This is a genomic window from uncultured Roseobacter sp. (assembly GCF_947495025.1).
Classification (GTDB): Bacteria; Pseudomonadota; Alphaproteobacteria; order Rhodobacterales; family Rhodobacteraceae; genus Roseobacter.
Genome location: NZ_CANLXG010000002.1, coordinates 426,464 through 440,069, shown reverse-complemented (window position 1 = coordinate 440,069; position 13,606 = coordinate 426,464). Strand labels below are relative to the sequence as shown.

Genomic DNA, 13,606 nt, shown 5'->3' with positions numbered 1-13,606 from the left:
AACTTCCAATCGTAAGGAGAATTCACATGGAAGGCGAACTCGCACACATCGGCGCAGGTCTGGCAGCAATCGGTTCCGGGGCAGCAGCCATCGGTGTTGGTAACGTGGCAGGCAACTACCTGGCAGGCGCACTGCGCAACCCATCCGCTGCTGCAAGCCAGACAGCAACACTCTTCATCGGCATCGCGTTCGCCGAGGCTCTGGGCATCTTCGCCTTCCTCGTCGCCCTGCTGCTGATGTTTGCCGTCTGAGAACTTAAGAGACGACATTCCTTACGGTCGGGCGGCGCGCTTCAGGTGCGCTGCCCGATGTAACGGCCGTTTCTTCAGGAGACCAACATGGCAACCGAAACAACAGGCGCTGAGGCCGCTGCCGCACCCGGCATGCCGCAACTCGATTTCTCCACCTGGGGGAACCAGATCTTCTGGCTGGTGCTGACCCTTGTGGTGATCTATTTCGTGTTGTCCCGCGTGGCCCTTCCCCGCATTGCGGCCGTTCTGGCCGAGCGTCAGGGCACGATTACAAACGACATTGCCGCTGCCGAAGACCTGAAGGCGAAAGCCCAGGAAGCAGAAGCGGCCTATGACAAGGCGCTGGTGGATGCGCGTGCCGAAGCGCACCGCATTGTTGCCGAAGCCAAAGCAGAAATTCAGTCTGATCTCGACGCGGCGATCGCCAAAGCGGATGAGCAGATTGCAGCCCGCAGCGCCGAATCCGAAAAGGCGATCGCTGAAATCCGTGCAGGCGCATTGGATGCAGTGAAAGAAGTAGCGGCAGATACCGCCGGCGAGCTGGTTACAGCGCTGGGCGGCAAGGCCGACGGCAAGGCCATCAGCGCTGCTGTCGGCGCAAGGCTGAAAGGATAAGAGCATGCGGATTATCACCAGCCTGACAACACTGGGGTTCGCCCTTGCGGTCGCAACACCGGCGCTCGCTGCCGGCGACAAACCGTTCTTCTCCCTCAAGAACACCGACTTTGTTGTACTTCTGGGTCTGATCGTTTTTGTCGGCATTCTGGTTTACTTCAAAGTACCCGGCATGATCGGCAAAATGCTGGACAGCCGTGCAGACGGTATCCGGTCCGAGCTGGACGAGGCGCGTGCCCTGCGTGAAGAAGCGCAGAGCCTGCTGGCCAGCTACGAGCGCAAGCAGCGCGAAGTGCAGGAACAGGCAGACCGTATCGTCGAAGCTGCCAAGGAAGATGCGCGGGTCGCAGCAGAACAGGCCCGGGCCGATCTGGCGGTGTCCCTGGAGCGTCGCATGGCTGCAGCAGAAGAGCAGATCGCCACGGCGCAGTCTTCGGCCATCAAGGATGTGCGCGATCAGTCGGTCACTGTTGCTGTGGCCGTGGCCCGCGAGGTGATTGCCAAACAGATGACGGCGAGTGAAGCGAACAGCCTGATCGACGGCGCGATTTCCGAGGTGGAGGCGCGGCTGCACTGATCTGCAGCACAGTGTCAGAGTTTCAGGGGACCCCGGCCATTGTGCCGGGGTTTTCCTTTGCCGGACTCAGGTGCGGCTTACTGTTTCGGCGCTCTTTTTTCCGGTCTCATGATCAAGCCGCTGGCGGGCGACTTCTTCCAGCGCATCCGAACGGTGCTGATCCCGCAGTGCCTTTTCAACAAATGAAAGATGCGTCTCAACTGCTGTCCGGGCGCGCGACGGGTCGCGTTCCTGAAGCGCATCATTAATCGCGGCGTGTTGTTCGAGGAGAAGCTCCCGCGTTGTCTGTTGACGGAACATGACCTGACGATTGTAGAAAACACCTTCGCGCAGCAGCTCATACATGGACCGCATCATGTGCAGCATCACAACGTTGTGGCTCGCCTCAATGATCGCCATGTGAAATTTCGCGTCAAGTCGGGCCTCTTCTTCTGCGTCCCGACCGGTGTGTGCGGCACGCATTTTCTCAAAAACAGTCTGCACGACCTGCAGATCAGTCTGTGATCCGACCCGCGCGGCACGCTCGGCTGCCAGACCTTCCATGTCGCGCCGGAACGAGAGGTAGTCAAAAACAGCGGCTTCGTGGCGCGAAAAAAGCTGCACCAGCGCAGGCGAAAACGCCGACCCCAGCACGTCAGCAACATAAATACCCGCCCCGGCGCGGGTGCTCAGCAAACCCTGTTCCTGAAGAACACTGACCGCGTCGCGCAGGCTCGGGCGCGACACCCCAAGCCGCTCGGCCAGTTCCCGTTCTGCTGGCAGCCGTTCGCCAGGGCGCAGGATACCCCGCAGGATCAGCAGTTCTATTTGTCGCACTACGGCAGTCGACAGCTTTTCGGATTGTACGGGACGAAAAGGCATAACTTCTCCTGATTGGTCATTTTATATGACCAAAATCAGAGCCCGGCAATTGGTTTCAGGGATCACCCCAGCAGCGCGGCTTCGGCCACCTCAAAGGCAAGCAACAGAGCGGACACCGCGACCGCTGCGCCCGCCAGCCGGACCTGGAATGGCTGAATACGCAGTGCCAGCAGTGCTGCCGCCGCGGCGATCAGTGTCTGGGTTGCGCCAAAGCCTGCAATATAGCCTGCGAGTCCGACAGGTGGGACGGAACCTGCACCAGCGATAAGGGTCGCGCTGAACACCGCGCCCTGCAGAAGACCGAAACCAGCGAAAACAGCAGCGATCGTCGCCCGCGACGGCCGGCGCGCTGACGCGATGAGACAGCCCGTGCCCAGCACCGCGATGCCGGTCAGCACTGCCTGCAGGGGAAATGCGTCACGCAGAATCGAGATGCTGAAGCAGGCGAAAATCAAGGCGATGAGCCAGGCGGCTATTCCGGTGATCATGCGCCCGGCCAGAGCCGCAGCGGCACCGATCACAAGAACAAACCCAAGGTGCAGAGGATCCGGTACAGGATGGCTGATCCCCAGCAGAACACCCCGGTTGAATTCTGCCGCCGAAATCATCGTTGCGGTAGTTCCGGCGAGTGCAGGCGTGGCAGCAGAAAGGAAAAGAACAGGTAGCAGGGCGCGCATGAAACAGTCCGGTGGCAGGCAGAAATGATATGGGACGCAGGATCGCCGGGTTTGTCAATCGGCAGAGGTGTCAGAGCGCCCATTTCGTCAATATCTTGTGGATAAGTGCCTGTGGTGCGCATCCTGTGGTGTCTTTCGGTTGACAGTGACGGTTGCCAGACCACAGTCTTGAGGCTCCACAGGAATCACACCGGGACGCTGGTTTGCGCTTTTCCAAACTCAGACTGACAGGCTTCAAAAGCTTTGTTGATCCGACCGACCTGATCATCGCCGATGGTCTGACCGGGGTTGTCGGCCCGAACGGCTGTGGCAAATCCAACCTGCTGGAAGCATTGCGCTGGGTGATGGGCGAGAACCGTCCCACTGCGATGCGGGGCGGTGGCATGGAAGACGTGATCTTTGCCGGTGCAGCGACCCGTCCCGCCAGGAATTTCGCCGAGGTCGGGCTGCACATTGATAACTCTGAGCGGCTGGCGCCTGCGGGCTTCAACGATTCAGATACGCTGGAGATTGTGCGCCGTATCACGCGGGATGTTGGCAGCGCCTATAAGGTCGGACCGAAAGATGTGCGCGCCCGTGACGTGCAGATGCTTTTCGCGGATGCCTCAACCGGCGCGCACAGCCCTGCGCTGGTGCGGCAGGGACAGATTGCTGAGCTGATCAATGCGCGCCCCAAAAACCGCCGCCGTATCCTGGAGGAAGCGGCCGGGATCAGTGGGCTGTATCAGCGTCGCCACGAGGCCGAGCTGAAGCTCAAAGGGGCAGAGACGAACCTTGCGCGCGTGGACGATGTGATCGAGCAGCTGGCCGCGCAGCTCGGGCAGCTGGCGCGTCAGGCACGGCAGGCGGCCCGTTACCGGGAAATCGGTAATGAACTGCGCCGGGCTGAGGGCATGCTGCTGTACCGGCGCTGGCGCGAGGCGGATGACGCCCGTTCCGCAGCTGAGGACGCCCTGCGTGCGCAGGTGACAGCGGCCGCCCGGGCAGAGGCATCGGTTCGCGAGGCCGCAAAGGCGCGCGAAACCGCAGAGGCGGCATTGCCACCGTTGCGCGAAGAAGAAGCCATCGCTGCCGCCGTTCTGCAGAGGCTGGCCGTGCAGCGTGATACCCTGAGCGACCAGGAAGCCCGCGCAGAAGCGCAGATCGAGACACTGACCGGACGTATTGCCCAGCTGGCGCGTGACATTGAACGCGAGGGTGGCCTCAATCGCGATGCGGGCGAGACCATAGAGCGGCTGGAATGGGAAGCCACCGAGCTTGCAAAGGCCGCTGAGGGTCATGAAGAGCGCCTGTCAGAGGCATCCGAAGTCGCACGGGAAGCGGCAGCGGTGCTGCAGACACGCGAAGGCGAGATGTCCCAGCAAACCGAAGATATGGCCCGTCTGGCCGCGCGCCATCAGTCCGCGCAGCGTCTCCTGGAGGACAGCCGCAAAACCGAAAGCCGCGCGGGCTCTGAAGCGGCACGTGCCCGTGAGGCCGTCGCAAACAGCGAAGCGGCGCTGGAAAAAGCCGGGGCGGATTTTGCAGCAGCGCAGACGGCTGAGGCGCAGGCTGTCAAAACTGCCGCGGACGCGGATAAGGCATTGCAGGAGGCCGAAGAGGCCAGGGCCGAGACTCAGGCCCGGGAAGCGGATGCCCGTGCGCATCGTTCTGAGGCCGAGGGTGAGGCCAACGCATTGCGGGCTGAGGCGGGCGCTCTGGCCAAGCTGGTGGCGCGGGATACCGCCGAGGGTGGTCAGATCCTTGACCAGCTGCAGGTCAGAAGCGGATACGAAAAGGCTCTCGGCGCTGCGCTGGCAGATGATCTGCGGGCGCCGGAGGTGTCGGCCGATGGCCCGTCCGGCTGGGCGGTTCTGCCTGCCTATGAACGTCATCAGCCGCTGCCGCCAGGCGTTCAGCCGTTGTCTCTTTTTGTTACCGTGCCCGGGGTGCTGGCGCGGCGGATGAGCCAGATCGGGCTGGTAGATGCCGATGACGGATCACGTCTGCAGAAAGACCTGGCGCCGGGCCAGAGACTGGTCTCCGCCGATGGCGATCTCTGGCGCTGGGACGGATACCGTGCCTGGGCCGAGGATGCGCCGTCGGCCGCAGCGCTGCGTCTGCAGCAGCTGAACCGACTGGAAGAGCTCAAGCAGGGTCTTGAGGTTGCCACGCAGAAGGCCGAAGGCGCACTGGCGGCGCATGAACTGCTGACGCGGCAACTGGGCGAGTTGTCCCGGGCCGATCAGATGGCGCGCGAGGCCCGCCGGTCGGCCGACCGTCTGGTGGCCGAGGCCGGGCGGGCGCTGAGCAAGGCCGAGGCAGATCGCAATCTGGCGCAGGGCCGGCTGGAATCGCTGGGTCTCGCGGTGACGCGCCACGAGGAAGAAGCGATGGCCGCCCGCACGCGTCTACGCGAGGCCGAGCGCGCGCTCGAAGAGCTGGGGGATCTCACAGAAGCACGCGAACAGGTCGAAGCTGTGCGTGTTGCTGTCGAAGCTGCGCGGATCACGATGATGTCGCGCCGCTCTGCACATGACGAATTGCGCCGTGAAGGCGAGGCACGGACCCGCCGCGCACAGGAAGTTACAAAAGAGATCAGCGGCTGGCGTCACCGCCTGGAAACGGCCGAAAAGCGCAGTGCCGAGCTGGTTGAGCGCAAGGGGCAGGCCGAAGCAGAGCTGAAGGAAGCCAGTGCGGCACCTGCAGAGCTTGCGGCAAAGCGCGACGAGCTGTCAGAGGCGATCAACACAGCGGAAGCGCGCAGGGCAGAAAGCAGCGATCGGCTTTCTGCAGCCGAAGGTGCGCTGCGAGAGGCAACAATGGCTGAGCGCGATGCGGAGCGACTGGCCTCAGAAGCGCGCGAGGCGCGTGCCCGCGCAGAGGCCCGCAGTGATGCCGCCCGCGAAACGGTTGCTGCAGCTGCCGAGAGAATTGCCGACGAAGCCCAGGTGACGCCCAGCCAGTTGCTGACTCAGCTGGAGACGACCCCTGATGAGATGCCCGATGCCCATGCGCTTGAAGCGGATGTGAACCGTCTCAAGCGTCAGCGCGACGCGCTGGGGGCCGTCAATCTGCGCGCCGAGGAGGACGCAAAAGAGGTTCAGGTCGAGCACGACACGCTGACCAGTGAGAAGGCTGACCTCGAAGAGGCGATCCGCACCCTGCGCGGCGGAATTGCGAGCCTCAACAAAGAGGGGCGCGAGCGCCTGCTGACCGCCTTTGAACAGGTGAACACCAATTTCTCGATGCTGTTCACGCATCTGTTCGGCGGCGGCGAGGCAAACCTGGTGATGGTGGAGAGCGAAGATCCGCTGGAGGCGGGTCTGGAGATCATGTGCCAGCCACCGGGCAAGAAGCTCTCAACGCTCAGTCTGTTGTCGGGCGGAGAGCAGACCCTGACCGCCATGGCGCTGATCTTTGCGGTGTTCCTGGCGAACCCCGCGCCGATCTGTGTGCTCGACGAGGTGGACGCACCGCTGGACGATGCGAACGTGACGCGGTTCTGTGATCTGCTCGACGAAATGTGCCGGCAGACAGACACCCGTTTCCTGATCATCACACACCACGCGGTGACAATGGCGCGTATGGACCGGCTCTTTGGTGTGACAATGGCCGAACAGGGCGTGAGCCAGCTGGTATCGGTGGACCTGAAAAAGGCCGAAACGCTGGTCGCCTGATCTGCGCCCGGGCGATGGCCCGTTACCGTTCACTGAAATGTGTCTGCCGAACGGGTCGGTCTGTGCCAGTCTGGGCACATGAAATACGCTGTCTGCCTGCCTTTGTTTATTGTTCTGGCTTTGCCGGTCGCTGCGCAGGACTGGGCACTGCGCAGTTCGGACCGGGCCCTGGATGCAACAGAAACGCGCGCGCTGACCGAAGGGCAAACTCTGACGTTTTTTGATGACGGGCAGTCAAAATACTCCGCTGGGGGGGCGTATTCATATACCTATGCCAGTGGTCAGACGGCCTATGGAGCGTATCGCATACAGCCCGACGGAACTGTCTGTATTACGTTTCGTAACGGTTTTGGGCGATGTGACAGATATGTTGAGAGCGCAGGCCGCATTGTTCTTCTGACGGAAAAGGGCGAGCGCTATCCTGTCCGGCCGCCTGCAGAAAAATGACCCCGCCGGAGGACCGGCAGGATCAGAGGTGTAAACAAACCTGAATGCGTGTTTCGCCGGGAAAATTATAAAACACCGGGTAAAAAAAGGTTAACAACGCGTGCTTCAGAGCCGCGAGAGCAGCGCCTGTGTGGGCCAGGCATCGGCAGGAAGACCGAGCCTGCCCTGTTCGGCGCGGACGGCTGCGCGCGTGCCCGCGCCCAGAATACCATCGATTTTCCCCACATCATGTCCCCGGTCGCGCAGCCTGCGCTGCAGTTCTTTCATCGCATCGCCGGACAGGCCTTTTTCGGGGCTGCGGGGGTCGAAAGCGGGTGCACCTTCAATCCGCGTTGCAAAGTAGGCGGCGGTCAGCACATAGGTAAAGCTCTGGTTCCAGTCGAAGTAGACACTGAAATTCGGATAGGCGAGGAAGGCGGGCCCTTTGCGCCCCTGCGGCAGGATCAGCGACGCCTGCAATCCGGTTGCCATTTCCCCGCTGCGCGCCGAGACGCCCATTTTCTGCCAGTCTGCCGCAGACCGCGTGGTGGTAATGCCGCTCAGAGACCAGTCCATGGTGTCAGGGACCGTGACTTCCTGCAGCCAGGGTTCATCAGCCCGCCAGCCAAATCCGTTCAGCATCGCAGCGCCTGACATCAGCGCATCCGGTGCCGAGGTTTTCAGCGACACGCGCCCGTCGCCGTCGGCATCTGTGCCGTGCTCAAGAATATCGCGGGGCAGCATCTGAACCATACCGATTTCGCCGGCCCAGGCGCCCGTTGTTGTCGCCGGATCAAATGCACCCTGTTCGAACAGCTCTAGCGCGGCGAAAACCTGCGGGCGGAAAAGCTCCGGACGCCGGCAGTCATGCGCGAGTGTGACAAGCGCATTGGCCGTATTGAAATCCCCCTGGAAGCCGCCATAGTCCGTTTCAAACGCCCAGAACGCCAGCAGCACGCCCCGGTTGATGCCATAGCGTTGCTCAATCCGGTCAAACACCGCATCGAACTCGCGCCCCTTGGCCTCGCCCTTTTTCCTGCGCGCTTCCGAGATCAGATTGCGCGCAAAATCGGTGAAAGGTTTCTGAAAAACGCCCTGCGCCCGATCCGCGCGCAGCACGCTCTGGCTCTGGCGAATCCCGGCAAAGAAACGCCGGGTACTGTCTTTGCTGTGACCCCGCGCTTCAGCTTCCGATCGCAGTCCGTCCACGAAACCAGAGAAACTGCCGCCGCAGGCCAGCGCAGCAGTGCCCGTGGTCAGCAGGGCCACCAGGGCAGCAGTTGTCAGGCGCATCATGTTTTTTCTCCCGCGTCAGTTCAGTAGGGCAAGGCCAAGGCAGAGGATCAGAAACAGGCCCCAGGCTTTCCACAGCATGCCGATTGCCGCATCGATGTCCACCGACCGTAGCGTGCGGCGTCCGGCTTCGTTCACGTAAGGAAAGTCGCGCATCTGACCATCGTAGGCCCGTGGTCCGGACAATGCGACACCCAGGGCACGCGACATTGCGGCTTCGGGCCAGCCTGCGTTCGGTGACCGGTGCAGTGCAGCATCTGCCCGCACGCCGCGCAGGTCTGTGACACCGGCGCAGAGCGCGATCAGCCACGCGGTCAGGCGGGCAGGCACCAGGTTGAGAAGATCGTCCAGGCGGGCGGATGCCCAGCCGAATTCAGCGTACCGGGGTGTGCGGTAGCCAATCATACTGTCCGCCGTATTGACCAGTTTATAGATGATCAGACCAGGCAGACCGGCGATCAGGAACCAGAAGGCCGGGGCAATCACGCCGTCAGACAGGTTTTCTGCAGCACTTTCAATCGCGGATCTGGCAACGGCGGTGTCGTCCATGCCTGCGGTATCGCGGCTGACGATCATCGAAACGGCATGGCGACCTTCGGCAAGTGACCGGCCAAGACCGCTGGAAACAGCGCTGACATGGTCAACGAGCGACCGCTGTGCGAGCAGGACAGCGGCAACGATGATCTCTGCAACAGGGCCGGCGAGGGACAGTAACGTACCGGTCACGGCACCAACTGTGATCAGCACAGTTGCCGCAAGCACGCCCATGGCCTTTTCAGACCGGTCTGCGTTGAGGCGCCGGTCCAGCAGGCCCACCAGACGGCCCATAAGAACCGCCGGATGCGGTATATGCTGCCAGACGCTTTCCGGCTCGCCAAATAGCGCATCAAGCAGGAGTGCAAAAACAAGGGCGGCAGCGAGGCTCATGCGCGCAGCGCTGCCTCGACGCGCGGCCAGTGGATTTCAGCCGGCAGGCCCAGCCGTATCCAGCTGTCGGAATAGGGAAAGATGCGGGACCAGATGTGGTGCCGTGCGAGTCGTTCCTGCATCGCGGCAGCGTTGGCGACGCTGTAGAGGCGAAAGAGCGTGGTGCCGCCAAGGCATTCAGCACCTGTTGCGGACATCAGTGAGTCGAGCCGGCTGCTGTCCTCTTTCAGGCGCTGGCGTGTCGCAGTGGCCCAGCCTGCGTCGCGCAGGGCTGTGGCGCCGGTCTGCAGAGCGGGCCCCGAGACGGCCCAGGGGCCAATTCTGTCGCGCAGTACAGATATCGTCCCGGGGTGCGCGATGGCAAAGCCAAGGCGCATACCCGCGAGTCCCCAGAACTTCCCGAAACTCTTCAGGATAACGTACCCCGGCTCTGCGCTGAGTGCGATGTGTGATGCATCCGGAAGCACATCACAGAAGCTCTCGTCGATGATTGTCAGCGAAGCGGCGGCGGCCGGGAAGTCTTCTGTCCGCCAGAGCCGTCCATCAGGGTTGTTGGGGTGCACAAGCACCTGTGTCTGTGCTGATGTGTCATCCGTGCTCAGGCTGCGGTCCGCGGCGCCAAACGCAGCAGCGTGTTCGTTGTAGGTCGGTGCCGGAATGGTCACAGTGCCGGGCTCGCTCAGGGCCGGCAGTGCTGCAATCAGCGCGGAGGCTCCGGGGGCTGCAAGCACATCTGCCCCCTCGGGCACATTCCAGAATGTCCGGGCGGCCCCGACAAGAGCGTCCTGAGCCGCCTGATCCGGCAATGCGGTCCAGACATCAGCGGATACATGCGATACCGGATACGGCTGCGGATTAATGCCGGTGGAGAGGTCGATCCACCCGATTCGGCTGCCTCCGAAACGCGCGGTGGCTGCATCCAGCCCTCCGCCGTGGTCACGATTTTCTGTTGTCACTCTGAGACAAACCCCATTGCACCGGCGCTTATCCGCGCGCCCACACGAGACAGAAAGCGGAATCCAGCCGTTTATTCAAGACATGGTGATCGCACACCCGGATGCAGGCGGAAGTTAACCGTTTGTTAATCTTTCAGGCAGACCAGTGAGGTACCAGCTGGCAATTCAGCCACCCCGGAAGGGTCATCAGATGAAAGTCCTTATCGTTGAGAAAGACAAAGGCCTTGCAGGGATCTGGTCGTCCTATCTGCAGCGTTGTGGCATGTCGGTCCATCACACGTCGGGCCAGGCAGAAGCGACGGAGTATCTGTCGGACAACGACGTCGAGGTGATCATCCTGAACCTCGTGCTGGGTGATGATTCCGCGCTGGCTGTGGCCGATTATGCAAGCTATCGCCAACCGTGGGCACGTGTGATTTTCGTGACCAACACCAGCTTTTTCTCAGACGGGTCAATCTTCTCGCTTGCGCCGAACGTCTGCGCGTTTGTTCCAACGCGCACGCCGCCTTCGGATCTTGCCGCAATGGTTGAGCATCACGCCCCGCGCGCAGAGCCTCAGGGTCCCGCGCGACGCTGATCCGGCTATCCCCGGCCGTGTGGCGCCTCCAGACCAGACACCGGATTGATCGGAATGATCCGGTGTGGATTGATGGTTTCGTGACTGTAATGGTAATGGCGCACAATATGCGCCAGGTTCACCGTCCCGGCGATGCCCGGCATCTGGTAAAGCTCGCGCAGATAGCCGCTGACTGCCGGGTAATCGATGATGCGCCGGCGATTGCATTTGAAATGCAGGTGATAGACCGGATCAAACCGGACCAGCGTAGTGAAAAGCCGCCAGTCAGCCTCGGTCACGCGGTCTCCCATCAGATACCTGTTGTCTGTCAGCCGTTCCTCCAGCCAGTCCAGCGTATCAAAAAGGGGCACAACAGCGGCATCATAGGCTTCCTGTGTTGTGGCAAATCCACATTTGTAAACGCCGTTGTTCAGCGTGTCGTAGATGCGGTCATTTACCGGCGCAATTGCAGCACGCATCTCTTCGGGCCAGTAGTCGTCAGTGTTCCCGGTGATCCCGTCAAAGGCGGCATTGAACATGCGTATGATTTCCGAACTTTCATTCGATACGATTGTATTCCGCTGTTTGTCCCAGAGAACGGGTACCGTGACCCTGCCTGAAAACTGTGGTTCGGCCCGGGTGTAGATATCACGCATGAATTCAGACCCGAAAAGCGTATCACCGGTTGCGCCATGGTCGTCGCGGGCAAAAGTCCAGCCATCGGTCAGCATGTCCGGATGTACGGCGGAAACAGATATGTGATCCTCGAGTTTTTTGAGTACCCGAAAGATCAGAGCGCGGTGCGCCCAGGGGCACGCAAAGCTGACATAAAGATGGTACCGCCCCGATTCGGCAGCGAATCCGTCGCCGCCCGAGGGACCAGCCGATCCGTCAGCCGTGATCCAGTTCCGGAATTTTGCCTCGGACCGCTCGAATTTTCCGCGTGTCGATTTCGTGTCGTACCACTGATCGTGCCACACGCCGTCTACCAGCAGACCCATACCAGACTCCCCTGTTTCATGTATCAAACCTAGGGTTCTGCAGCGCAGCGGCAACCGGTACGGGGCGCGCACAGAACTCTGCAGAAGCGCACAAACCTGTGGTTGTATTACAAAAACTTAACTTGATTTTTAGACAGAACCGGTCAGTTTTCCCTGTGGGGCGAAGCGGAGTGATCAGTATGGAATCGGTACTTTCCAAGGAAATTCAGGCGGGCCTCGACAAGGCGCGCGCAGACGCAGCCCGGAAGTCATCGCGGCTCAGAGTTGATATCGGTGACAAACAGGTCCCTGTCCTGCGCATGTGGAAAACCGGCTTTGCCACCGAACTGGGTGGTTCGTCTCTGCGCGGGTTCGTGGACCTCTATGATGGCAGCATCCACATGTTTCAGTGTCTCATCGTTGCGGCAGAGGAAGCGCCTGGCGAAATGCTCTATGAATACAAGCGCGCAACCGCAGTGGCGGACAAAGCGGCGCTGGATTTTGAGCTTCCGGAAGGCGCACCCGTCGCCCTGATCACCGACGCAAACCGCTGATCACTGCAGGTCGCTGAATGCCTTCGTCAGTCTCTGGCAGGCCTCTTCGACCCGCGAGCGGGGTGTCGCAAGGTTAAAGCGCAGGAAAGTTTCGCCACCGGCTCCAAAGGCCGGGCCGGCGCTTGGCGCGATACGCGCGTCTTCGCGGACACGGCGCGATACTTCCTCATAGCTCATGCCGGTGCCGGAAAAATCCACCCAGCCGAGGTAAGTTGATTGCAGCGGCAGTGACCGCACGCCGGGGATCGCATTGAGAGCGGCATCAAACACCGCCGTGTTGCCCTGGAGATAGGCAACCTGGGCGTCGGCCCATTCCGCGCCTTCAGGGCTGTACGCGGCAGTGATCATCTGGATCCCAAGCGCCGAGGGTTTGTAATCCAGCGAATTCAGACGCCGCACCATGCGCCCGCGCAGAGCATCGTCGGGGATGATCATGTTCCCCGTCCGCTGGCCGGCGATATTAAAGGTTTTCGACGCCGCACAGGCCACAATCAGGCGATCGGTATGCTCGGGTGCGGCAATATGCATTGGCACAAATTCATGCCCCGGGTACACCAGATCGTGGTGGATCTCGTCAGACACCAGGATTAGGTCGTTGCGGGCGGCAAATTCGGCAACAGCGCGCAGCTCGTCGCGCGACCAGACGCGACCCGAAGGGTTCTGCGGTGAACACCACAGCAGGATTTTTTCTTTGCCGGTCATCCGCGCCTGCGCGTCATCGAGATCGAGCACATAAGTGTCACCGTCACGGGCAAGGGGACATTCTGTAACGACGCGCCCGGCTTTTTCGGTTTTGACGCGGAACTCGTGGTAAACCGGGCTGAAGGTAACGATGTGATCACCCGGATTGCTCCAGACGTCGATCACAAGCGCGATGGCGTTGCCCAATCCCTGGGATGTCAGAATCCAGTTGTTTTCGACGTCCCAGCCGTGCCGGTTTTTCATCCACCAGCGGATGGCGTTCAGATATTCATCATGGGTCGCCATATAGCCGAAAACGCCGTGTTCCACGTCCCGCTGCAGCGCACCAAGCACACAGGGGGCCGTTGGCCAGTCGCTGTCAGCCGTCCACATTGCCAGTCCGTCTTCGGCAGAAACACCATACAGTTTTTCCATATAATCCCACTTCGTCGAATGCGTCCCGCGACGTTCGACGACTGCGTGAAAACGTGGATCAGTGCTGTATGTGCTGGTCATGCGCGGCTCCTGTTCAGGCACGTCCGTGATAGCGCGAAACTGTCGCGGTGCAAGCCCATCTTGTTGCAGGAGACGGC

General features: G+C 61.3%; 14 protein-coding genes. 7 read left to right on the top strand and 7 right to left on the bottom strand.

Annotation, left to right across the window (positions count from 1 at the left end; genetic code table 11):
- Positions 1–26 precede the first annotated feature (26 nt).
- The 3 genes from Q0792_RS10220 (at position 27) to Q0792_RS10210 (ending at position 1,443) form a co-directional block, all read left to right on the top strand.
- Positions 27–251: a F0F1 ATP synthase subunit C gene (locus tag Q0792_RS10220; protein WP_011567586.1), complete on the top strand. Its 225-nt coding sequence runs from the start codon at positions 27–29 to the stop codon at positions 249–251.
- Between the two features lie 87 nt (positions 252–338).
- A complete protein-coding gene (locus tag Q0792_RS10215; RefSeq protein WP_298839808.1) occupies positions 339–866 on the top strand; it encodes a F0F1 ATP synthase subunit B' in 528 nt (175 codons plus the stop codon).
- Positions 867–870: 4 nt separating this feature from the next.
- Entirely contained in the window at positions 871–1,443 is a 573-nt protein-coding gene (locus Q0792_RS10210) for a F0F1 ATP synthase subunit B (RefSeq protein ID WP_298839806.1), read from the top strand.
- Positions 1,444–1,509: 66 nt separating this feature from the next.
- Here the strand turns inward: Q0792_RS10210 and Q0792_RS10205 are convergent, their stop codons facing one another.
- Complete coding sequence (locus tag Q0792_RS10205; protein WP_298839803.1) at positions 1,510–2,304, bottom strand: FadR/GntR family transcriptional regulator; 795 nt, start codon at positions 2,302–2,304, stop codon at positions 1,510–1,512.
- 62 nt (positions 2,305–2,366) lie between these two features.
- On the bottom strand, positions 2,367–2,981 hold the full coding sequence (locus Q0792_RS10200) for a HupE/UreJ family protein (RefSeq protein ID WP_298839800.1): 615 nt from the start codon (positions 2,979–2,981) through the stop codon (positions 2,367–2,369).
- Between the two features lie 203 nt (positions 2,982–3,184).
- On the opposite strand from Q0792_RS10200, the gene smc reads away from it, so the two are divergent.
- Together smc and Q0792_RS10190 are read left to right on the top strand one after the other, a co-directional pair.
- On the top strand, positions 3,185–6,640 hold the full coding sequence (gene smc / locus Q0792_RS10195) for a chromosome segregation protein SMC (RefSeq protein WP_298839798.1): 3,456 nt from the start codon (positions 3,185–3,187) through the stop codon (positions 6,638–6,640).
- Between the two features lie 78 nt (positions 6,641–6,718).
- On the top strand, positions 6,719–7,087 hold the full coding sequence (locus tag Q0792_RS10190) for a hypothetical protein (RefSeq protein ID WP_298839795.1): 369 nt from the start codon (positions 6,719–6,721) through the stop codon (positions 7,085–7,087).
- 105 nt (positions 7,088–7,192) lie between these two features.
- On the opposite strand, the gene Q0792_RS10185 is transcribed toward Q0792_RS10190, so the two are convergent.
- Genes Q0792_RS10185 through Q0792_RS10175 form a run of 3 tightly spaced genes read right to left on the bottom strand, consistent with a single transcriptional unit; the run spans position 7,193 to position 10,242 of the window.
- Positions 7,193–8,359 carry a lytic murein transglycosylase gene (locus Q0792_RS10185; RefSeq protein ID WP_298841830.1) on the bottom strand — a complete coding sequence of 389 codons (1,167 nt, stop codon included), beginning with the start codon at positions 8,357–8,359 and terminating at the stop codon, positions 7,193–7,195.
- Positions 8,360–8,377: 18 nt separating this feature from the next.
- Positions 8,378–9,286: an adenosylcobinamide-phosphate synthase CbiB gene (gene cbiB / locus Q0792_RS10180; RefSeq protein WP_298839789.1), complete on the bottom strand. Its 909-nt coding sequence runs from the start codon at positions 9,284–9,286 to the stop codon at positions 8,378–8,380.
- Positions 9,283–10,242, bottom strand: a complete 960-nt coding sequence (locus tag Q0792_RS10175) for a threonine-phosphate decarboxylase (protein ID WP_298839784.1) — start codon at positions 10,240–10,242, stop codon at positions 9,283–9,285. The genes cbiB and Q0792_RS10175 overlap by 4 nt, the downstream gene beginning before the upstream one ends.
- A 190-nt stretch (positions 10,243–10,432) precedes the next feature.
- On the opposite strand from Q0792_RS10175, the gene Q0792_RS10170 reads away from it, so the two are divergent.
- Positions 10,433–10,819: a response regulator gene (locus tag Q0792_RS10170; protein WP_298839782.1), complete on the top strand. Its 387-nt coding sequence runs from the start codon at positions 10,433–10,435 to the stop codon at positions 10,817–10,819.
- A gap of 5 nt (positions 10,820–10,824) precedes the next feature.
- Here Q0792_RS10170 and Q0792_RS10165 read toward each other — a convergent pair whose 3' ends face one another.
- Entirely contained in the window at positions 10,825–11,799 is a 975-nt protein-coding gene (locus tag Q0792_RS10165; protein WP_298839779.1) for a glutathione S-transferase family protein, read from the bottom strand.
- Positions 11,800–11,978: 179 nt separating this feature from the next.
- On the opposite strand from Q0792_RS10165, the gene Q0792_RS10160 reads away from it, so the two are divergent.
- Positions 11,979–12,332 carry a hypothetical protein gene (locus tag Q0792_RS10160; protein WP_298839776.1) on the top strand — a complete coding sequence of 118 codons (354 nt, stop codon included), beginning with the start codon at positions 11,979–11,981 and terminating at the stop codon, positions 12,330–12,332.
- Here the strand turns inward: Q0792_RS10160 and Q0792_RS10155 are convergent, their stop codons facing one another.
- The gene (locus Q0792_RS10155) at positions 12,333–13,529 is read right to left on the bottom strand and encodes a MalY/PatB family protein (protein ID WP_298839773.1); all 1,197 of its coding nucleotides are present in this window, start codon (positions 13,527–13,529) and stop codon (positions 12,333–12,335) included.
- Positions 13,530–13,606 lie beyond the last annotated feature (77 nt).